At 62.4% G+C, this 20,448-nt stretch carries 17 protein-coding genes; 8 read left to right on the top strand and 9 right to left on the bottom strand.

The genetic code is table 11. The features are described 5' to 3' along the window. Window positions 1–215: 215 nt before the first annotated feature. The 8 genes from hemF to GXB81_RS11715 all read left to right on the top strand — a co-directional run bounded on the left by hemF (window position 216) and on the right by GXB81_RS11715 (window position 9,647). Window positions 216–1,139 carry an oxygen-dependent coproporphyrinogen oxidase gene (gene hemF, locus GXB81_RS11750; protein ID WP_205989200.1) on the top strand — a complete coding sequence of 308 codons (924 nt, stop codon included), beginning with the start codon at window positions 216–218 and terminating at the stop codon, window positions 1,137–1,139. 63 nt (window positions 1,140–1,202) lie between these two features. Beyond that, window positions 1,203–1,979 (top strand): nicotinate-nucleotide adenylyltransferase, encoded by a 777-nt coding sequence (locus tag GXB81_RS11745; RefSeq protein WP_167048004.1) that lies wholly within the window; start codon window positions 1,203–1,205, stop codon window positions 1,977–1,979. Window positions 1,980–1,983: 4 nt separating this feature from the next. Continuing rightward, window positions 1,984–2,436 (top strand): ribosome silencing factor, encoded by a 453-nt coding sequence (rsfS, locus tag GXB81_RS11740; RefSeq protein ID WP_205989199.1) that lies wholly within the window; start codon window positions 1,984–1,986, stop codon window positions 2,434–2,436. Window positions 2,437–2,481: 45 nt separating this feature from the next. Then, window positions 2,482–2,952, top strand: coding sequence for a 23S rRNA (pseudouridine(1915)-N(3))-methyltransferase RlmH (gene rlmH, locus GXB81_RS11735; protein ID WP_008919684.1), 471 nt, complete (start codon window positions 2,482–2,484; stop codon window positions 2,950–2,952). A 340-nt stretch (window positions 2,953–3,292) separates the two neighbouring features. Further along, window positions 3,293–3,922 (top strand): Maf family protein, encoded by a 630-nt coding sequence (locus GXB81_RS11730; RefSeq protein ID WP_205989198.1) that lies wholly within the window; start codon window positions 3,293–3,295, stop codon window positions 3,920–3,922. Window positions 3,923–3,931: 9 nt separating this feature from the next. After that, window positions 3,932–5,401: a ribonuclease G gene (rng, locus tag GXB81_RS11725; protein WP_205989197.1), complete on the top strand. Its 1,470-nt coding sequence runs from the start codon at window positions 3,932–3,934 to the stop codon at window positions 5,399–5,401. Between the two features lie 334 nt (window positions 5,402–5,735). Continuing rightward, window positions 5,736–7,037, top strand: a complete 1,302-nt coding sequence (locus GXB81_RS11720; RefSeq protein WP_345889862.1) for a serine hydrolase — start codon at window positions 5,736–5,738, stop codon at window positions 7,035–7,037. 339 nt (window positions 7,038–7,376) lie between these two features. Beyond that, window positions 7,377–9,647, top strand: a complete 2,271-nt coding sequence (locus GXB81_RS11715) for an SdiA-regulated domain-containing protein (protein ID WP_241016316.1) — start codon at window positions 7,377–7,379, stop codon at window positions 9,645–9,647. Between the two features lie 118 nt (window positions 9,648–9,765). On the opposite strand, the gene GXB81_RS11710 is transcribed toward GXB81_RS11715, so the two are convergent. The 9 genes from GXB81_RS11710 to GXB81_RS11670 form a co-directional block, all read right to left on the bottom strand. Beyond that, entirely contained in the window at window positions 9,766–11,238 is a 1,473-nt protein-coding gene (locus GXB81_RS11710; protein WP_205989196.1) for an NAD-dependent succinate-semialdehyde dehydrogenase, read from the bottom strand. Between the two features lie 63 nt (window positions 11,239–11,301). Then, entirely contained in the window at window positions 11,302–12,684 is a 1,383-nt protein-coding gene (locus GXB81_RS11705; protein ID WP_167047881.1) for an aspartate aminotransferase family protein, read from the bottom strand. A 134-nt stretch (window positions 12,685–12,818) separates the two neighbouring features. Next, window positions 12,819–14,384 carry a PucR family transcriptional regulator gene (locus GXB81_RS11700; RefSeq protein WP_205989195.1) on the bottom strand — a complete coding sequence of 522 codons (1,566 nt, stop codon included), beginning with the start codon at window positions 14,382–14,384 and terminating at the stop codon, window positions 12,819–12,821. Between the two features lie 93 nt (window positions 14,385–14,477). Further along, window positions 14,478–14,897, bottom strand: coding sequence for a DUF126 domain-containing protein (locus tag GXB81_RS11695; RefSeq protein WP_167047887.1), 420 nt, complete (start codon window positions 14,895–14,897; stop codon window positions 14,478–14,480). Between the two features lie 10 nt (window positions 14,898–14,907). Beyond that, complete coding sequence (locus tag GXB81_RS11690) at window positions 14,908–16,146, bottom strand: aconitase X catalytic domain-containing protein (protein ID WP_167047890.1); 1,239 nt, start codon at window positions 16,144–16,146, stop codon at window positions 14,908–14,910. Between the two features lie 35 nt (window positions 16,147–16,181). Then, window positions 16,182–17,018 carry an ABC transporter permease gene (locus GXB81_RS11685; protein ID WP_240159220.1) on the bottom strand — a complete coding sequence of 279 codons (837 nt, stop codon included), beginning with the start codon at window positions 17,016–17,018 and terminating at the stop codon, window positions 16,182–16,184. Further along, entirely contained in the window at window positions 17,015–17,872 is an 858-nt protein-coding gene (locus GXB81_RS11680) for an ABC transporter ATP-binding protein (RefSeq protein WP_240159221.1), read from the bottom strand. The genes GXB81_RS11685 and GXB81_RS11680 overlap by 4 nt, the downstream gene beginning before the upstream one ends. After that, on the bottom strand, window positions 17,829–18,833 hold the full coding sequence (locus tag GXB81_RS11675; RefSeq protein WP_205989194.1) for an ABC transporter substrate-binding protein: 1,005 nt from the start codon (window positions 18,831–18,833) through the stop codon (window positions 17,829–17,831). The genes GXB81_RS11680 and GXB81_RS11675 overlap by 44 nt, the downstream gene beginning before the upstream one ends. A gap of 25 nt (window positions 18,834–18,858) precedes the next feature. Beyond that, entirely contained in the window at window positions 18,859–20,418 is a 1,560-nt protein-coding gene (locus GXB81_RS11670; protein WP_205989193.1) for an amidohydrolase, read from the bottom strand. Window positions 20,419–20,448 lie beyond the last annotated feature (30 nt).

The following is a 20,448-nucleotide window of genomic DNA, read 5'->3' as shown; positions in this document are numbered from 1 at the left end:
CCGCACGCTACACTGGGTTTGCCGCGCTCGTCGCGGCAAACGGGCACGGAGCCCGCGGTTCGACCGATGCGGCAAGCCGCCGTTTCACCCGCCCCGCGGAGCGGACCGAACCCTCGGCCCGCCCGCGCAAGCGTAGTCCTGAAACCGGCGCGGCCAGCGCCCTCTTCGAAGAACCCGCGGCACGACGAGCGTGCCGCCCTCAGCAATCTGCATTCATGACCGATTCGAGCTACGACGCACAGGCCGTGCGCAGCTGGCTGCAAGGCCTGCAATCGCATATCGCGGACACGCTCGGCGCCTTCGACGGCACGCCGTTCGCAACCGACGCATGGCAACGCGCGCCCGGCGAGAAGCTGCGCGGCGGCGGCATCACGCGGATTCTCGAAGGTGGCCAGTTCTTCGAGCGCGCGGGCATCGGCTTCTCGGACGTCGCGGGCGACGCGTTGCCGGGCTCGGCAAGCGCCGCGCGCCCGCAACTGGCCGGGCGCGGCTTCGAGGCGATGGGCGTGTCGCTCGTGCTGCACCCGCGCAATCCGCACTGCCCGACCGTGCACATGAACGTGCGCCTGCTCATCGCGACGAAGGCAGGCGAAGCGCCGGTGTTCTGGTTCGGCGGCGGCATGGACCTGACGCCGTACTACGGATACGAAGAGGACGCGCGGCATTTCCACCTCGTCTGCCGCGACGCGCTCGCGCCGTACGGTGCGGACCTCTACCCGCGCTTCAAGCGCGGGTGCGACGAATATTTCTTCCTCAAGCACCGCAACGAAGCACGCGGCATCGGCGGGATTTTCTTCGACGATTTCTCGGAGCCGGGCTTCGACCCGTCGTTCGCGATGCTCAAAAGCGTCGGCGAGGGTTTTCTCCAGGCCTACCTGCCGATCGTCGAGAAGCGCCGCGACACGCCGTACGGCGCGGCCGAGCGCGACTTCCAGGCGTACCGGCGCGGCCGCTACGTCGAGTTCAATCTGGTCTTCGACCGTGGCACACTGTTTGGACTGCAGAGCGGCGGACGCACCGAATCGATCCTGATGTCGATGCCGCCCGTGGTGAACTGGCGCTACGACTGGCAGCCCGAGCCGGGCACGCCGGAAGCGCGTCTTTACAGCGATTTTCTCGTGCCGCGCGAGTGGGTGTGAGGCGGCGTCCGCGCTGCGCACGATCACACTCGACACGCTCCCGGTCACGATAAGGATTTTCACCTGAAGCCGAACGCTCACCCTGTCGCCCTGCCCCGCCGGATCGGTCTGCTGGGCGGCACTTTCGATCCGATCCACGACGGCCACCTCGCGCTCGCGCGACGGTTCGCCGACGTGCTGCGGCTCACCGAGCTGGTGCTGCTGCCGGCCGGCCAGCCGTGGCAGAAGGCGGACGTCTCGCCGGCCGTGCACCGGCTCGCGATGACGCGTGCGGCGGCCGCCTCGCTCGCGCTGCCCGGCGCGAGCGTGCGCGTCGCGACCGACGAGATCGATCACGACGGCCCGACCTACACGGTCGACACGCTGCGCCGCTGGCGCGAGCGCGAAGGCGAGGACGCGTCGATCACGCTGCTGATGGGCGCCGACCAGCTCGTGCATCTCGATACGTGGCACGGCTGGCGGCAGTTGTTCGACTTCGCGCACATCTGCGCGGCCACGCGGCCCGGCTTCGACCTCGCGTCGATACCGCCCGCGGTCGCACAGGAAATCGCCGCACGCGAAGCCGGCGCCGACGTGCTGCAGGCGACGCCGTGCGGGCATCTGCTGATCGACACGACGCTCGCGTTCGACGTCTCGGCCACCGACATTCGCGCGCATCTGCGCGACCAGGTGAGCCGCGAACTCGCGCTGGCGGACGACCCGACGGGCGGCAACGCGGACAGGAAAGCGGGTCACCAGGCGCAAAACGAGGCCCACGGCGCAACCCACGACAAGGCCGCGAGTCATGTCCCGGCCGCGGTGTGGGACTATATTCTTCAACATCATCTGTACCACCGGTAACTCCATGGATATTCGCAAACTGCAACGCGTGATCGTCGACGCTCTCGAAGACGTCAAGGCGCAAGACATCAGGGTGTTCAACACCACCCACCTGACCTCGCTGTTCGATCGCGTGATCGTCGCGAGCGGCACCTCGAACCGGCAAACCAAGGCGCTCGCCTCGAGCGTGCGCGAAGGCGTGAAGGAAGCCGGCGGCGAGATCGTCAGCACCGAGGGCGAGGATATCGGCGAATGGGTGCTGGTCGATTGCGGCGACGCGATCGTCCACATCCTGCAACCGGCGCTGCGCCAGTACTACAACCTCGAAGAGATCTGGGGCGACAAGCCGGTGCGCATCAAGCTGTCGACGCCGAATCCGTTCGGCGGCGCGCGCGCGAGCGAGTCCGACGAGGAGGACGAAGACGAGGAAGCCCCGGTCGCGAAACCCGCGCGCAAGACGGCGGCACGTCGCAAGTAAGCCGGCCCTATCCGGCACACCGGGCACCCCGCTACCTTCCTCGCGATGAAACTGCATATCCTCGCCGTCGGCCACAAGATGCCGGACTGGATCGCCACCGGCTTCGACGAATACGCGAAACGCATGCCGCCCGAGCTACGCATCGAGCTGCGCGAGATCAAGCCCGAGCAGCGTTCGTCGGGACGTTCGGCCGAGAGCGTGATGGCCGCCGAGCGGCAGAAGATCGAAGCCGCGTTGCCGAAGAACGCGCGCATCGTCGCGCTCGACGAGCGCGGCAAGGACTGGACCACGATGCAGCTGGCGGGCGCACTGCCCGGCTGGCAGCAGGACGGGCGCGACGTGGCCTTTCTGATCGGCGGCGCGGACGGGCTCGATCCCGAACTGAAGGCGCGCGCCGACATGATGCTGCGCGTATCGAGCCTCACCTTGCCGCATGCGATGGTGCGCGTGCTGCTTGCCGAACAGCTTTACCGCGCGTGGACCATCACGCAGAATCACCCGTATCATCGCGCGTGAGCGTGTGAGCGCATAAGGCGTGTGCCGCGTGCTGATGCGCGGCGATGCGCGATGTCCGTGCCCGTGTCCCTGCGTATTGCAGATCAGGCATTGCCGGGCGACGACTCACGGGGCACCGGCCACCGATACTCGTCGATGCGCCGAACGATGCGTTTCGACGTAGCGTGTCCAGACATTTGCTCCGCGCCCCGCTTGATGTAATGATCGCTGCGCGGCTCGTTGCGGCGCGCCGATGCAACGCTCAGTCTACCCGCTCACCCTGCCCGCTCATCTCCCTCTGCTACCGTCACCGCGCCCACCGCCTCCACGCCATCCGAATCCCCTCCTTCGAGACCCGTTCATGCCCACGCCCGCCGCTTCGCTGCATCCGTTCGTCTACCTCGCCTCGCAAAGTCCACGCCGCCAGGAGCTGCTGCAACAGCTCGGCGTGCGTTTCGAACTGCTGCTGCCGCGGCCCGACGAAGATGCCGAAGCGCTCGAAGCCGAGTTGCCCGGCGAGCACGCGCGCGACTACGTGCAGCGCGTGTGCGTCGCGAAAGCGCATGCCGCGCGTGCCCGGCTCGTGGCCGGCGGTCATGCGAGGCGGCCGATCCTCGTGGCGGACACGACCGTCACGATCGACGACGCGATTCTCGGCAAGCCCGCCGATGCCGACGACGCGGTCGCGATGCTCACGCGCCTCGCGGGCCGCACGCACGAGGTGCTGACCGCCGTCGCGGTGATCGACGCCGACGGTGCCTTGCTGCCCGCGGCGCTGTCGGTGTCGAAGGTGTGCTTTGCTGCGCCGCACGCCGACGCGATCCGCCGCTACGCGGCCAGCGGCGAGCCGCTCGGCAAGGCCGGCGCTTATGGCGTGCAGGGACGCGCGGCGGAGTTTATCGAGCATATCGACGGGTCCTATTCGGGTATCATGGGTTTGCCGCTTTTTGAAACTGCTGCCCTCCTGCGCGCAGCGCGCATCGACTTCTAGAACAACACTATGAATGAAGAAATCCTGATCAATGTCACGCCGCAGGAAACGCGCGTCGCGCTCGTTCAACAAGGCGCCGTCCAGGAACTTCATGTCGAACGAACGCTGTCGCGCGGGCGCGTCGGCAATGTCTATCTCGGCAAGGTCGTGCGCGTGCTGCCGGGCATGCAATCGGCGTTCATCGACATCGGCCTCGAACGCGCCGCGTTTCTTCATGTCGCCGACATCTGGCATCCGCGCATGGCCGGCGAAGCGCAACATCAAGCACCGCATCAGCCGATCGAAAAGATCGTCTTCGAAGGTCAAACGCTGATGGTGCAGGTCGTCAAGGACCCGATCGGCACGAAAGGCGCGCGGCTGTCCACGCAAGTAAGCATTGCCGGGCGCACGCTCGTGTATCTGCCGCAGGAGCCGCATATCGGCATCTCGCAGAAGATCGAAAGCGAAGCCGAGCGCGAGGCCGTGCGTGCGCGCCTGACCGCCGTGCTGCCCGCCGACGAGAAAGGCGGCTACATCGTGCGCACGATCGCCGAGGATGCGACGAGCGAGGAGCTTGCTGCCGACGTCGCCTATCTGCGCAAGACGTGGGCGACGATCCTGTCGCAGGGGCAGCGCATGCCACCCACGAGCCTGCTCTACCAGGACCTGAACCTCGCGCAGCGCGTGCTGCGCGATTTCGTCAACGACGAGACCTCGCGCATCCAGGTCGACTCGCGCGAGACGCATCAGATGCTGGCCGATTTCGCCGCGGAGTTTACGCCGGCGGTATCGTCGAAACTGCATCACTACACCGGCGAGCGGCCGCTCTTCGATCTCTACAACATCGAGGCCGAAATTCAGCGCGCGCTGTCGCGCCGCGTGGATCTGAAGTCGGGCGGCTACCTCGTGATCGATCAGACCGAGGCGATGACGACGATCGACGTCAACACCGGCGGATATGTCGGCGCGCGCAATTTCGACGATACGATCTTCAAGACCAACCTCGAAGCCGCGCATACGATCGCGCGGCAATTGCGGCTGCGCAACCTGGGCGGCGTGATCATCATCGATTTCATCGATATGGAAAACGCAGAGCATCGCGACCAGGTGCTGGGGGAACTGAAGAAGGCGTTGTCGCGCGATCGCACGCGCGTGACCGTGAATGGCTTCTCGCAACTCGGGCTCGTGGAGATGACCCGCAAGCGCACGCGTGAATCGCTCGCGCATGTGCTGTGCGAACCGTGTCCGGTGTGCCAGGGCAAGGGGCAGGTGAAAACGGCGCGCACCGTTTGCTACGACGTGCTGCGCGAGATTCTGCGCGAGTCGCGGCAGTTCAATCCGCGCGAGTTTCGCGTGGTGGCGTCGCAGCAGGTGATCGATCTGTTTCTCGAAGAAGAGTCGCAGCATCTGGCGATGCTGATCGATTTCATCGGCAAGCCGGTGTCGCTGCAGGTGGAGTCGAATTTGAGCCAGGAGCAGTACGATATCGTGTTGATGTGATGCATGACATGTGCCGCAGCTCGATCAGGGCCGTCGTCGTGCTGCACGACGGCTGCAATGCAAGCGTCGGGGAGCATACATAGCCCTACGTACAGCCAGCAAGGCAAGCCTCGCCTTGCTGGCTCCCTTCCCAAGCTCAGGCATGCCAGGCGGTTATCACCTTATGCCTGACGCAGCCTTGACGCCACTGCCCGCGTCTTTCAATCTCCGTCAGGAACGCGCTGCTTTACGCCCCGCTTTACGCCTGTTATGCACGCCGACAGCGTAGTCGACATTGCCAATGCGCGCCGGAACAATCAATCACATCGGAGACTGCATCGACATGAATTGCCTCGTGCCTCGTTCAAAGGGCGCGTCACGCGCGCTGCTCGCGTTTCTGCTGGGCGCGGCGTGCGCATTTGCACCCACCACGCGCGCAGACACCCCACACGCCGCCGACGCCCAGGCCGGCAGCATGACGCCCGCCGCCTCGCAAACCGCAACCACGTTGAGCTGGAAGCTGCGCAATACGCGCATGATGATCCCGACCGCGAACGTCGAGCGCTCGCGCGAGCCCCTCGCGCTGCCCGATGGCCGCCCGCTCGATCCCGATGCGATCACGTTCACGGTCGACGGCACGACGCTCACGCTGAGCGACTATCTGCGCCGCACGCAGACCGACGGCTTCATTGTCGTGCGCGATGGACGCGTGGTGCTCGAGCGCTACTTCGACGGCTTCGGTCCGCATCAGACGCATATGTGGGCATCGATGACGAAATCGGTGACGGGCCTTCTCGCCGCGCAGTTGATCGTCGCCGGCAAGCTCTCGCCCGACGCGCCGCTTTCGAGGTATGTGCCGGAACTCTCGGGCACGCCGTTTGGCGACGCGACGCTCCAGCAGAACCTCGACATGGAGGTTGCCGTGCGCTATCCGGCCGCGCTGCCACCCGACCTCGGGCTGTTCGCGGCGGTCGGCTTCGTGCCGCGAGCGAGCGGCGCGCCCGACAGCATCCATCGTTTCCTGCGGGTCGCGCTGGCGTCGCCGGATGCGCATGCGGACGGGCTGTGGTACTACCAGAACGGATCGCCCGAAGCGGTGGCGTGGGCGATCCGCAACGTAACCGGCGAATCGTGGAGCAAGCTGGCATCGCGTGAAATCTGGAGCAAGCTCGCCGACGACGATGCCGACATCGTGGTCGATCACACCGGCACCGAGATGGCCAGCGGCGGTCTCAACACCACGCTGCGCGACGCGGCACGCTTCGGCGAACTCGTGCGCATGAGCGCGGCCGGCGACGGCACGCGTTTTCCTTCGAACGTTACGCATCTCGCGCTGCAACCGGCCACTAACAGCGCGGCCTTCGCCAAGGGCAATCTCGCGCCGGGCCGGCCGGGCTACGGCTATCGCGACTACTGGTATCAGTTGAAGGATGGCGACGGTTCCTTCGCGGCGAGCGGCCGCTTCGGCCAGGCGATCATCGTCGATCCTCGCGAGCGGCTCACGGTCGTGAAGCTCTCGTCGTCGCCCGATCAGGCCGCGCGGCCGACGAGCGCAACAGGTGGCGCGATCGGCCACGCGCCGCTCGATACCGCCGACGCGCTGCATCAAGCCGTCGTAGCCATCGCAAAAGCGGCCGCGCAAGGCGGCACGCGATAGAGCGCCCGTTCATACATGCCACGTCCGCGTGACTGGCGTGCCACAGGCCGTTGCAGGCGAGGCGCAGCGCCCCGGCTTTTCCTGCAACGGCCGGACTCATCGGCCGACTTGCGATCGACCCGCGATTGACCCACGGCCCAGTCTGAATCCTGCGGAAGTTCACGATAACTTTCTCTTCTCAAACAAGCGAGCTTGCAAGAAAAATACAGATCCTTTCACGAAGCTGAAATACAAGACCGATAGTGTCGCGGTTCCTGTCAACTGCCCGACGTTTCTGTCAATCAGCCAACTTACAACAATATCGTGAAGACCAAAAACTCGACCCGCACCTATTCAATCTTGCTTTCCGCAATTCTGGCAGCCAGTCTCAGCGCATGTGGCGGTGGTGACAGCAACATCGGCGCCGCGGGCGGCAACAACGGCAGCAATGGTGGCAACGGCAACACAGGCGGCAATAACGGCGGCGGCACGGTTGACAGCAAGATTCCCGTGCTGACGTTCACCGATCCGCAAAGCACCTACGATCTGAACAACTATACGCAGACAGATAGTTTCCCTCTGCAATACGCGACGAGCGGCACCAATCTGCTGAATGCCGAGGCATCGGGCGTGGCCTACGATAAGGATACCGATTCGCTGTTCGTCATCGGCGACGGCGGCACCGCGGTCGTGCAGGTCGCGAAGAGCGACGGCCATGTTCTCGATTCCATGACGCTCAATGCCGGAGATTTCGAGGACACGGAAGGCATCACCTACGTCGGCGGCGGCAAGTTCGTGCTGGTGGAAGAGCGCCTTCGCCAGGTCGATATGTTCACTTATACCGCGGGCGGAACGCTGAAAAGAGCCGACGTGCAGTCCGTCAAACTGGGCACGACGGTTGGCAACGTCGGTATCGAGGGCGTGAGTTTCGATACCAAAACGGGCGGTTATATCGCCGTGCGCCAGTCGCAGCCGACCAGCATTTTTCAGGCTGCGATCAATTTTGCCGGCGGCTCGGCGACGGCGTCGGACGGTACGCCCATCCTGCCGAGCACGGACAATCCGCCCGTGTTGTTCGATGCGGACAAGACCGGCCTCTCCGCATTCAATGACGTGTTCTCGCTCTCGAACATCGTCCCGGGCACCGCGCCGGACTACGACAACGTCATCATCATCGGCGCACCGGATGGCAAGATCGTCAAGATGGATCGTACCGGCCGGTTGCTGAGCAGCCTGTATATGAGCGCCACCGCCCAGAACGAAGGCGTCACCATGGGCTCGGACGGCATCATTTATGCGGTCGGCGAGCAGGCAGCGGGACCGAGCCTGCCGGGCCTGACCATCTTCAAGCCCACCACCGACAAGACCAACGTCGGCATCGGCAGCAACCTGTACCTGAAGTTCGATCAGGCGGTGCAGGCCGGAGCCGGCAATATCGTTCTCAGCAACGGCGCCGACGATACGCGCACGATTCCGGTCACCGACCCCACGCAGGTGACGTTCAGCGGCGGCGTGATGAAGATTCATCCGAAGTTCTTCATGGTCGCCAATACCGCGTACAACATCACGTATCCGGCAGGTACGGTCAAGACCGCGACGGGCAGCAATCTCCCCGCCGTGTCCGATGCGTCCACATTCTCGTTCAAGACGATCGGCACCGTCGACAAGACCGCTCCGACCTTGAGCAGCAGTGCGCCGGTCGATGGCGCGACGGGCATTATCGGCAATCACCTCACGCTGTCGTTCAGCAAGGTCGTTCAGGCCGGTACGGGCAACCTCGTCATCAGCAACGGCTCCGATACGCGCAATGTTTCGATCGACGATACGACGCAAGTCAAATTCAACGGCGGCCGGGTCACCGTCACGCTCGCGACACCCTTGCAGGATAGTTCGCGCTACAGCGTGAAACTGGCTAGCGGCGTGATCACCGACCTGTATGGCAACGCCTATGCCGGTCTGACACAAAGCTTCACGACCGCGGCCGCCGGTGCGCCCGTGCCGACCGTGCTGATCTCGGAAGTGAATTCGAATGCCGACGGCGGCCAGGACTTCTTCGAGCTCTATAACTACGGCAGCACGGCAATCGATCTGACCGGCTGGAAGTGGGGCGACAGTCATGCCGACGTCAACGATGCCAACAATAGCGCGGCCTTTGCGGCCGGTACGATCCTTTCGCCGGGCGAGCATCTGGTCGTGGTTCCGGGTGTGCCGGGCACGGACGAAAATACGTTCCGCACGACCTGGGGGCTGGCAGGCACGGTGCCGGTCATGGCGATGCTGAACGTCAATAACGATCCGGCGAATCCTATCGGCCTGGGCAAGGGCGATGCGGTGATCGTCTATGACGCGAATGGCAATGTCGTGGCCGCGATGAACTACGGCACGCCCATCGAGGCCACGCAGGGCGATGGAACGCTGAAAGCGATTCCGTCGGCCCTGGGTACGGATGCCACGCTCGTTGCCGCCGGCAATCATGCGGGTGCCGTCTTCGTCGGCGGCAATGCGAAGGTGTCTGCGGTGTGGGATACCGTTTCCACCTCGGCGCCCAACTATGTCGAAGCCGTGGTGGGCGTGAACGGCGGCAAATCCGAGCCGGCTAAAGCGGCGTCGATCGGCTCGCCTGGGCAGTAACTCCTGGGCCATCACTGCCCGCCGCGTCGCGGTACGAGTCTCGTGAAAAACCGTCCGACTTTCTGTCGGGCGGTTTTTTTTGCCTCTGTTTTTTCCTCAAGCTAACCGTCACCGCACATCAGTCGAGATTGCCCTGACAGACGTACTTGATGGTCAGGTAATCGTCGAGACCATATTTCGAGCCCTCGCGGCCGTAACCGGACTCCTTGACGCCGCCGAATGGTGCGGCCTCACTCGACACGGCCCCTTCGTTCAGGCCGACAACGCCAGCTTCGAGTCGCCGCGCCACACGCTCGGCCCGCCGCATGTCGCGAGTGTAGAAATAGGCGGCGAGCCCGAATGGCGAGTCATTGGCCAGGCGCACTGCTTCTTCTTCCTGATCGAACCGATAAAGCGGCGCGACGGGCCCGAACGTCTCCTCGCACGTCACGAGCATATCGTTCGAGGCATGGGTGAAAACGGTCGGGGCATAGTAGTTCGGTCCCAACTCGGTCAGCCGTTTGCCGCCCGTCAGCACGATCGCGCCTTTCGATACGGCGTCTTCGACGTGGCGGGCAATCTTGTCGATCGCCTTCGCGTTGATCATGGGGCCGATCTGTGCCTCGGGGTCGGTGGCCGAGGCCACTTTCAACGCGCCGACACGAGCGGCAAGCAGTTCGGCGAATCGGTCGAATACGCCCGCCTGCACATAGATCCGATTCGGACAAACACAGGTCTGTCCGCCGTTGCGGAATTTGGCGGCCATCAACCCGGCGATTGCCGCGTCGAGGTCCGCGTCGTCGAAAACGATAAACGGCGCATTGCCGCCCAGTTCGAGAGAGAGCTTCTTGAGCGTGCCCGCCGATTCGCGCGCCAGATACTTGCCGACCGCCGTCGATCCGGTGAACGTGACCTTGCGTACCCGGTCATCCGCGAGCCAGTCCGCCACGGCTTCGATGCCCTGCTCCCGCGACGCGCTCAGCATGTTCAGCACACCGGCCGGCACGCCGGCTTCCCCGGCGAGTGCAGCCAATGCCAGCGCGGTAAGCGGCGTGTCTTCCGCGGGTTTGCCGACTACCGTGCAGCCCGCGGCCAGAGCGGGGGCGATTTTCCGCGCGATCATCGCAAGCGGAAAATTCCATGGCGTGATGGCCGCGACGATACCCACGGGCTCTTTCATCGCCCGCATCTGTTTGCCACGCTGCTGTTGCGGAATGAGGTCGCCGTAAGTGCGCGTGGCTTCTTCCGCGAACCATGCGACATACGACGCGCCATAGGCGACTTCGCCCCGGCTTTCGGCCATTGGCTTGCCCTGCTCCATCGACATCAGCGTGGCCAGGTCTTCGCTGTTCTCCACGAGAAGTGCATGCCAGCGGCGGAGTATCGCGGCGCGCTCGCGTGGCAGGCGATTGCGCCAGCTTTCGGCGGCCTGGTATGCCGCGTTTGTCGCGGCACGCGCGTCGGCGGGACCGCTATTCGCCACTTCCGCAATGATTTCGCCGGTGGCCGGATTCGTCACCGGATAGCGTGCGCGGGATACCGCCTCGCTCCACTCGCCGCCGATCAGGTTCCGGGTTCTGACCAGTTCTTCGCGCTTGAGCTTTAAAGCCATGATGCGTGCCTCTGATAATGGGTGTGCCCGGATCGACGCATGCCGGGCCATACAGAGTTTCTGTCAGCCCTTCAGTGCATTGCGCACGTCGACGTGCTCGAGCATTTCGTCGAGCGTCTTGCGCACGCGTGTCACCAGCTCGTCGATCTCGCCTTCGGAATAGCAGAGTGCCGGCGCGAAGCCGAGGATGTTGTCGCCAAACGCGCGAAAGATAATCCGGTTGCGATATGCGGCATCGGCGATACGCTCCGGCAGTTTCAACGACGGATCGAAACGGGCTTTCGTCTTCTTGTCCGCAACCAGTTCGACGGCGCCGAGCAGACCGCGGTGGCGCGAATCGCCGACGAGCGGATGATCGAGCAGACTGTCGAGTCCGCGCGCGAAACGGGCGCCCTGCTTCTGACCGTTGGCAAGCAGTCCGCCTTCGAGATAAAGACGCAGGACTTCGAGGGCGACAGCGGCGCTGACCGGATGTGCCGAATAGGTTTGCCCGTGGCCGATTGCCTCGCCCGCTTTGGCGCCGTCGGCGATTCCCTGATAGACCTCGTCGGACAGGAGCAGCGCGCCCATCGGCGCATAGCCTGCCGTTAGTCCCTTGGCTACCGTCATGAGGTCGGGTTCGACGTGTTCCGCCTCGCAGGCGAACAGCGGGCCCGTGCGACCGAAACCGGTGATGACTTCATCCGCGACGAACAGAATATCCAGTCGACGACACGCGTCGCACATCGCCTTCAGCCAGCCTTTCGGCGGAACGATCACACCGCCGGACCCTTGCACCGGCTCGCAGAAAAACGCCGCGACATTCCCCGCGCCGAGTTGTTCGACTTTCGCTTCCAAGGCGCGCACGGAAGCCGCGATGATTGCCTCGGGATCGTCAGGCGTTTCGCTACGGTAAGGATATGACGAGGGAATGTGATGCTGCGTCGCCAGCGGCACGTCGAAGTTGCGATGAAAACTGGCGATCGCCGTCATGCCCGCCCCCATCGACGACGAACCGTGATAGCCGCGTTCGAGTGCGATGAACTGCTTTTTCGATGGCTTGCCAATGGCGTTGTAGTAGTGCGTGATAAAGCGGATCGCGGAATCTATTGCGTCCGAACCGCCCAGCGAGAAATAGACATGGCGCAATGACGCGGGGGCAAGATCGATGAGGCGTTGAGCCAGCTCGATGGCCGGCTCCGAGCCGAAATGGAAGTACCCGGTGGCATAAGGCAATTTCGACATCTGCCCGGCTGCCGCCCTGACAATGCTCTCGTGCCCATAGCCTGTGTTCACGCACCAGAGGCCGGCGAAGGCATCCAGCAGCTCGTTGCCGTCGGCGTCGTAAAGCCACGCGCCCTTACCGGATTTCAGCACGGTGACGCCGCGCGCTTCGTGGGCGCGATAGCTGACTACGGGGTGAATAAGATGTTGACGGTCTGATTCGATAAGCGAGGTGAGCGACATTTTCGGGCTCCTTGATAAGCGCTTCTATCGGATAAGCAACAGGGAAACTGCCTGCACCCATTTGTACCCATTTGCACCCATTAAACCGCGACACTCGTGCACAGTCTTCCTATCAAAAGTAGTAAAACCGGCCACTAATTTTCCCGGAGACGATAGAGCGCTATGGCAACCTGAAGCTGAAAGCGCACGTTCGGGTCGTCGAGCGTGACGCCGAGAATCTGCTCGATGCGCTCCAGCCGATAGCGCAGCGTGCTGATATGAATACCCAGGGCACGTGCGGCGTGTACAAGCTGGAAACCTTCGTCGGCGAGCGTGTAGAGCGTATCGAGCAGCGATTCGCCGCGCGGACGATGGACGAGCGGCACGACCAGCCGCTCGATCAGCATCTCGCGCGCATCGGCATCCCCGAGCAATGCCCGCGGAAAAAGAATTTCCTCGAAACGGTGCAGCCTTCCGGGACGAAGCATCGGAAGCAGTGCGTCGACGTCTTTCGAGCCGACCGCCATGCCGTCGATGCCCGTATGCGCGCGACTGACGGCCATCGCCGCGTGCCGGTCTCCGATTGCCGCCCACAGGGTCTCCACGGACGCCTCGGCAGGCAGGATGAACTTGATCTGATTCAGCCACACCGCAATCAACGCGGACTGCCTCTGCGCTCTCAATTGGCATTTCAGAAGCTCGACCCATCGCTCCCTGCATTCGAGTGCTTCTGTCGTCAAAGGAACGGGTTCGCCGAGCAGCACGAGACAGATGCGATACGACGCGGTCTGACTCCAGCCGCATACGCGCGCGCGCTCGAGCGCACTCGCAGTCGCGGTGAATTCGCCATCGAGCAGCGCGGTAACGAGCGCATACCCAAGGCGATCCTCCTGCTGCGCGAGTTGCTGTTGATGCGTCAGATGCAAAGCGGCGACGACGCTGGCATGCTCCATTGCACGCCTGTCGAGTTCGTCGACGTCCGGGTTGTCCAGATCGAGCCAAAGTATTGCGACAATCGTGTCGTGCAGGCGAACGGCCAGTTGCATCCGATGCAATACGCGATCGCTTGCGAGCTTGAAGCGTACTGTCGCGGGTCGCCGGACAGTACTGGCATCGACGGGGGCATCCGAAAGAGAACGCGTAAACTGCGCCTCCAGCATGGTGATGTCCGAGGCCGGCGCGGAGCTTCCCAGGATATGTCCGGACGGATTCGTGAACGAGACCGCGCGGCCCACCAGCGTTTGCAGCGTGGTGGCAATGTCGGAAAGGCTGCTTGCGGACACGGCGGCATTCGTCAGTGCCCGATGCAACTGGTCTGCTCGCGCGATGATCTCGGACTGGAAGTTGATGATCTTCGCGAGGATTTCATGCGTGATCTGGCTGAACGGCACCGCCCACGGCATTTCGAGCAACGGCAGACCAACCGCGCTAGCTTCCGCTATGGCCTCCGGCGGAAAGTGATCGCGGAAATGCGGCACGGCCAGCACGACGCCGGCAAGCCCCGCATGGCTCAGTTCACGGACGAGCTGCCGCGATGCCTCGCCGCGCGCGGGCCAGTTATAGCCGGTAGTCAGCAGTAGTTCGCCGGGCTTGACCCACTGGACGATGTCCGGGTGGTCGACCATATGGACCCAGGTGATGTCCCGGCCAAGCTGTTCGCTTCCGGCCACGACTTCCGCTTCGCGAAGAACGGTCTCCCGGATGGCAGTGTCAAGTTTCATGGCGGCAACGATCACGCGCGGCGGCATCGGGCAAGACACCGCGACGTCAATCAGTCCTCCTTCGGCCGGCAACGACTCCGCTTGTTTTTCCGCTCAGGCGCGTGTCTTCAGCGACAGAATGCGGCGCGCGCCGTCGAACAATACGCGGTCGCCCGATTTGAGGTACTTGCGCGGCGAGTCGGTAAACCCGTCCATGATCGGAATGCCCGCCAATACCGCGCCTTGAACGAAAACGGGATTGGTCATATCGCAAACCAGGGCGGCGGGACAGGTGCCGCGCTTCCTGAGATTCAGCAGCGCCCAGCCTGTCGATACGCCGCCCTTCGTCGATTTGAATACGATGATCTTATTGACCACGCTCATGCCGTAGAGATCATGGTCGGGTCGAGCGATAACGCCAAGGTCGGGGTCGATATCGTATCGAACGCTCAAACCATGATTCGACACGATGACTTCGCCTTCGAGGCTCATTGTCATGCTCTGGCTTGCATTGAAAAAAGTGCGCTCAAGCATAGTGTCCTCATTAAGCCAGCGTACCCAGCGTCGCCGCCCGGATGCAATCGTCGAATCGCCGGAATTTCACCTGATAGCCCTGCCCCGCCATGATGTTCGCGAGTTTCGCCGAGTTCGTGACGAGCCGGCTGAAGCCATTCAACTCGGACAATTGCCGGGGCGTCATGAGGTAAAAGCAGACGCCGGCGATCAGTTCCGCGCCGGACGCTTCGAGCCGCGCACGAATACCGAGTTGCTCGGTGGAAGCCGCGATCTGCGAATTCGTCGTGACGATCAGCTTGACTGTCGGGTGAACCTTCTTGCCTTCCAGAGCCTCGGCAATGGAAACGATCTCGAAGAGCGAGAGTTGAGGCGCGCTGAAAACCACCAGATCGGCCTCCGTGAAATCGCCGCTCCAACCGTGGTAGACACTATCGAGTGCGCCTTCGGGCACCTGAAGATGACGGATTTCTCTTTGGGTCGACATAGCCGCTTCCAGCGACCGGGCCTCAGGCGTCACGCCGACTATGTGAAACATCGCCGCCGAGCCATAGCTCGCGAGTGCGGCGCCGAGGTGTTTGAGCGCGTCGCTGTCGGGTTTCGACGTCAATCCCTCGAATACCGGCACATCCCAATAGCCGTTCAGTTGCCGGCCGACACAACAGCCGAGCGCGCCCCAGTCGGCCAATTCCTTCGGCTGATCTTCGACATGCACGACGACATTGGCTTTCCGGCATTCGTCCAGATGAAAACCGTATCGGGGCACGCGCCCTGTCAGCGACGCGGCCAATGCCGCAGGACCCGACTCGTAATTCGATCGGGCGCCGAATACGGAGTTGGCATAGATCACGGACCCGGTATCTCCCCACGCTACATGCTCGCCAAAATGCGGTTGCAGCGTGGTTTGATACACGATGCAGTTACTGCAATTCAGAAGACCGATCTTCTCGAATGCGGCGACGGTCCGCGTTTCGATTTCCTTCGTCGTTTCCAACTGCTTCAACGTGCATCGAGGCTCGAACGCATAGCCTCGCGGGTCGGTGACCGCTTTCACGGCACAGCGGGCGCCGCTGCGCGCGACCTGCTCCAGATATTCGACGCCGGCCAGACCCAATTCCTCGACGTCGCCCGAAGCATGCACCGAGCTGATCTTCACCATATCTTCGGCGCCGAAGTATTCGCCGACTTCGACCTGCATCTTCAGCGCTACGCGCATTACCTCGCCGTGCTCTCCATTGAGCATGGCGATTTCTTCGTCCGTCAGCTTCATCGAGGTCAGCTCCCGTCAGAACAGATTCGTACCTGCTATCTCTTCGCGTTGGAATCGAAACGCCGGCCAAACCTGTGGATCGCCACTTCCAGAATTTTGTCGGTCAGATAGCCGAGGATGCCCAGAGTGAAAATACCCACGAAGATTTTGTCGGTTGCCATCCAGAGCCGGGCATTGAGAATCGAATAACCTATCCCCGCATTGGCCGCGAGCATCTCGGCGGCGATGACCGTCATGAAGGCGATGCCCATGGCAATGCGCATCCCCTGCAGAATCGGCGTCACGGCGGCCGGCACGATCACCCATCTGAAGATCTGCCATTCCGTGGCGCCGAACATCTGGGCCGCGCGAATCTTGTTGGTGTGAACACCGGCTACGCCAAGCGCGGTACTCAGCGATACGGTAAAAACCGTGCCGTAGATGATGATGAAGATCTTCGATTCCTCGCCGACGCCAAACCAGATCATCGCGGGCGAGACCCAGGCGATAGGCGGAATGAAACGGAAGAACTGCAGATACGGATTGAACAGCGAGCGGACTATCGGGAAAAAACCGACCAGCAGGCCCAGAACGATGCCGATCACGGAGCCGATTAAAAAGCCGGCCAGAATACGGAACATGCTCGCGCCGATGTCGACGAAGATACTGCCGCTCTGGATCTCCGCGATGGCCTCGGTGCCGACCTGCAAAGGCCCCGGAAACAGGATCGAGGAGAACATATAGGTACTCACCAGATGCCAGATGAGCACACCGGCCGACAACGAGGCGAGCAACATGATGGTCGAAGCCAACGTGGAACGACGCTTCGACGCCCGCTTCTTTTTCAGTGATCCGAAGGGGGTTTGCATAATACCGGAGGTCTCTGGGCTCATGATGTCACGCGATCGGTTTGAACACCAAGCACTTCGTCGGCAATCAGGCTCGAAATGCGGGAATAAAGCTCGCCGAACCTGGGGTTGCTGCGGTCCCGGGGGCGGTCGAGATCACAGTTCACGATCTCCTTGACGTTGGAACGCGGTCCGCGCTTCAAGACAACGATCCGGTCGGCGAGCGTGATCGCCTCGGCAATGTCATGCGTGACGAAAAACACCGTGCGCTGCGTCTTTTGCCAGATGGTCGCCAGTTCGTCTTGCAGCACGATTCGGGTCTGCGCATCGAGCTGGCCGAATGGTTCGTCCATCAGCAGAACTTTCGACTCGCAGGCCAGTACTCGTGCGACATTCACGCGCTGCTTCATGCCGCCCGACAGTTCAGCCGGATATTTGTGCTCCTGTCCGCGCAGACCGACGAGTGCCAGATATTGCCGCGCCTTGGCCGCGCGCTCGGTTTTTTTCATTCCCGACACGCGCAGGCCGAATTCGACATTGGCCTGCGCGGTAAGCCAGTGATAGAGAGAATCGTCGCCCTGAAATACGACGCCGCGCTCCACACCCGGGCCGTCGATCGGGCGGCCGTCCATATGGATGCTGCCCGCCGTGGGCGACTCGAATCCGGCGATCAGATTCAGTACGGTCGTCTTTCCGCAACCGCTCGGACCGAGAATGCACATGAACTCGCCGCGCACCAGCGACAACGATAAATCCCGCAGAATGTCGGGGCTATCCGCCGGCAAGGAAGCATGTTTGAACGACACATCTCGAATCGATACCAGGCTCGCATTGCTCATGGCTGCACCTGCTCCATCACGATTTCGGTTGAGAATTCGCCTTTGACGACGCGTCGGCATTCGAGCGGTCGATGAGAACAGGGGTGATCAATTTGTCGATCAGCGCCTTCGGATCGAAGGGCTGCACCGTTCCCTGCTGTTTCACCCATTCGGCGATGCTCACCATGTCCTTTGGAAAGGCAGGCGGCATGTCGACGACGAACTGCACGCTATCCATCATCTGTTCGGCATCCGCCGTGGAAATCCGGAAGGCTTTCGACATCAAGGCCACCGCAGCCGGACGGTTCTTCCTGTCGTTCAGCCAGGCCGTCGCATTCCTGATGGCGGTAAAGGCTTTTCTCGCATCCTCAGGACGCTGATTCAGCAATTCGTCCGAAAACATCAGGAAGAATTGCATCGTATAGATGCCGTTATCGCCCGACCATCCGATCACCTTCGTGTTCGGCATCACCGCCTTCAGGCGGGTGAACCACGGGTCCCACGAAAACATGGCCTGAATGTCGCCGCGCGCCATGGTCGCGACCAGTTCAGGCGGAGCGACATTCACGAGCTTCAGTTTCTCCCGGGCGATACCGTAATGGTCGAGGTAGCGATTCAGGTAGTAGTCGCTGGCCGTGCCCTTCGAGTAGCCCACGCTCTTACCGACGAGATCGCCCGCGTTATTGATGCCGTTTATCGCAGCGAGGCCAATCAGGTGATTGCTGTAGACGCCGCGGGCGACGGCCTTGACTTTGGCGCCCTTCGCCGCCGCGATGATCGCCGGTAGTTCGGCGACGAGCGCGATATCCGAATCGCCCGCCACGACCGATTCCAGAGCCAGCCCCCCTGCGGGGAATTGCTTGATCGTGGCATCGAGGCCCTGATTTTTCATAAACCCCTGATCCACGGCGACGATCAGGGACATGAAGCTTCCGTCCGCTCCGGTGGCGAGGCGAATCGGCGCGGCAACCGCGCTGCCGGCAAAAGCCCCGGCCATCAGCGTTACAGCAAGAAGTGCTAGATTGAAGAAATGGCGTTTCATGCTTTTCTCCTATCAAATATTGCGTTCACCGCACCGAGTAAACCACCTCACCGTTTTTCATCGTTGTCGTGACGTTGGTCTGTCGCAAGTCCTTCGGAGGACACGTCAGAGGATTCCGATCGACGATGATCAAGTCCGCGAATTTCCCGGCTTCCAGAGAACCTTTTTTTTCTTCTTCGAAGGCGGCCCAGGCTCCATTGCTGATGCACATCCTGAGTGCATCGTCCATCGAAACGCTTTGGCGCGGATCGACGGGATTCTCGACCAGCAATTGAAGCCACAGGAAAGGATCGGCCGGATAGACAGGCAGGTCGGCTCCGCACGCGACGACCACACCGGCGTTCAGAATATCCTTGTACGTGTCGATCCGTTTATAGCGTTCCGCGCCGTAGCGCTCGAAAAAGATGCCATCGGTGCCGCCCCACAGGTAGGTGAAAACGGGCTGCATGCTGAGCACGACGCCGAGATTCGCCGCACGCTCGATCTGCTCGGTGGTCGGAACGTGAAAATGCTCGATGCGATGGCGCCGTGAGCGGCCCTGCGCGATTCCCTCCGCGTTTTCGAACGCATCGAGCAGCTGGTCGATCGCGGCGTCGCCCATCGCGTGTACGCCCACTTGCAACCCCGCGGCGCAGGCTTCGTTCACCAGGGTATTAATGTCGTCCTGCGCATGCAGCAGAACGCCATGATTCGAGCAGCAGTCGGCATAACCGCTGTGCAGCGCGGCACCGAAAGTATTCGGCATGCCGTCGAGACAGGACCGTCCGCAGCCACCGACACCGTGTACCCCGAGCGCCTGCGCGCGCGGGATATCGAAAGTCTCGTAGTACGGCACGATATGAATGGGCAGCGAATCCTTGATTCGCATCATGATGTCTATATCCCGGTCACCGTCCATCTTGCTGCCTTCGAATGCATGAATGGTGGTAATGCCGCGTTCGATGGCACGATCGGCCATGAGACGGATCATCCGTTCGGCGTCGGAGTCCGAAATGAAGCCGAATACCTTTTGCCGCGCCGGAACATGGGCCACGTCGCCCGCATACGCACCGGTCGGATTGCCGGCCGCGTCGACCTCGAGACCCGGCGTTCCCTTCCCGATGCCGATTGCCTCGAACCCCAGCGTGTTTGCGGTACTCGAATGAAACGAATCCGAAGACATCCAGATCTTGTGCCTCGTCGACGCACGATCGAGATCGGCCATGCCCGGGTGACGCTTTTCGCGAAGTTTGTCGGGGTCATAGCCCGAGGCGCGAATCCACTCGCCCTCGGGTGTTTCAAGCGCGCGTTTGGCAACCTTGTCGACAATCTCGTCTATGGATTCGGCGCCCAGCAGATCCACCGCTTCGCTGACCAGCCCGCCGAACATCACATGGGAATGCGCGTCGACGAATCCCGGCAAAACGGTCTGCCCCCCGGCGTCGATTACCACGGCGCCGTCATGCTTTAGCGCCGCCACGTCGGCGTTGGTGCCGACGGCGGCAATGAGCCCATTGCGGACCAGAACGGCCTCCGCGATCGTATTGTTGGCGTCCAGCGTAAGGACGTTTGCGTTGATGATCAACGTTTCCTGCTGTTCGTTCACTGACACGGAGTCCTCCAATCGGAAATCGTC

Origin of the sequence: Paraburkholderia sp. Ac-20336, assembly GCF_017105025.1 — a bacterium.
Lineage (GTDB): Bacteria > Pseudomonadota > Gammaproteobacteria > Burkholderiales > Burkholderiaceae > Paraburkholderia.
Note: the sequence above shows the minus strand (reverse complement) of the source record. Positions and strands in the feature narration are given on the sequence as shown.

Excerpts from the sequence above, each read along its gene's own strand:
- hemF (WP_205989200.1), top strand. The coding sequence starts at position 216 with ATGACCGATTCGAGCTACGACGCACAGGCCGTGCGCAGCTGGCTGCAA.
- rsfS (WP_205989199.1), top strand. The coding sequence starts at position 1,984 with ATGGATATTCGCAAACTGCAACGCGTGATCGTCGACGCTCTCGAAGAC.
- rlmH (WP_008919684.1), top strand. The coding sequence starts at position 2,482 with ATGAAACTGCATATCCTCGCCGTCGGCCACAAGATGCCGGACTGGATC.
- GXB81_RS11730 (WP_205989198.1), top strand. The coding sequence starts at position 3,293 with ATGCCCACGCCCGCCGCTTCGCTGCATCCGTTCGTCTACCTCGCCTCG.
- rng (WP_205989197.1), top strand. The coding sequence starts at position 3,932 with ATGAATGAAGAAATCCTGATCAATGTCACGCCGCAGGAAACGCGCGTC.
- GXB81_RS11710 (WP_205989196.1), bottom strand. The coding sequence starts at position 11,238 with ATGGCTTTAAAGCTCAAGCGCGAAGAACTGGTCAGAACCCGGAACCTG.
- GXB81_RS11705 (WP_167047881.1), bottom strand. The coding sequence starts at position 12,684 with ATGTCGCTCACCTCGCTTATCGAATCAGACCGTCAACATCTTATTCAC.
- GXB81_RS11700 (WP_205989195.1), bottom strand. The coding sequence starts at position 14,384 with ATGAAACTTGACACTGCCATCCGGGAGACCGTTCTTCGCGAAGCGGAA.
- GXB81_RS11695 (WP_167047887.1), bottom strand. The coding sequence starts at position 14,897 with ATGCTTGAGCGCACTTTTTTCAATGCAAGCCAGAGCATGACAATGAGC.
- GXB81_RS11690 (WP_167047890.1), bottom strand. The coding sequence starts at position 16,146 with ATGAAGCTGACGGACGAAGAAATCGCCATGCTCAATGGAGAGCACGGC.
- GXB81_RS11685 (WP_240159220.1), bottom strand. The coding sequence starts at position 17,018 with ATGAGCCCAGAGACCTCCGGTATTATGCAAACCCCCTTCGGATCACTG.
- GXB81_RS11680 (WP_240159221.1), bottom strand. The coding sequence starts at position 17,872 with ATGCCGACGCGTCGTCAAAGGCGAATTCTCAACCGAAATCGTGATGGA.
- GXB81_RS11675 (WP_205989194.1), bottom strand. The coding sequence starts at position 18,833 with ATGAAACGCCATTTCTTCAATCTAGCACTTCTTGCTGTAACGCTGATG.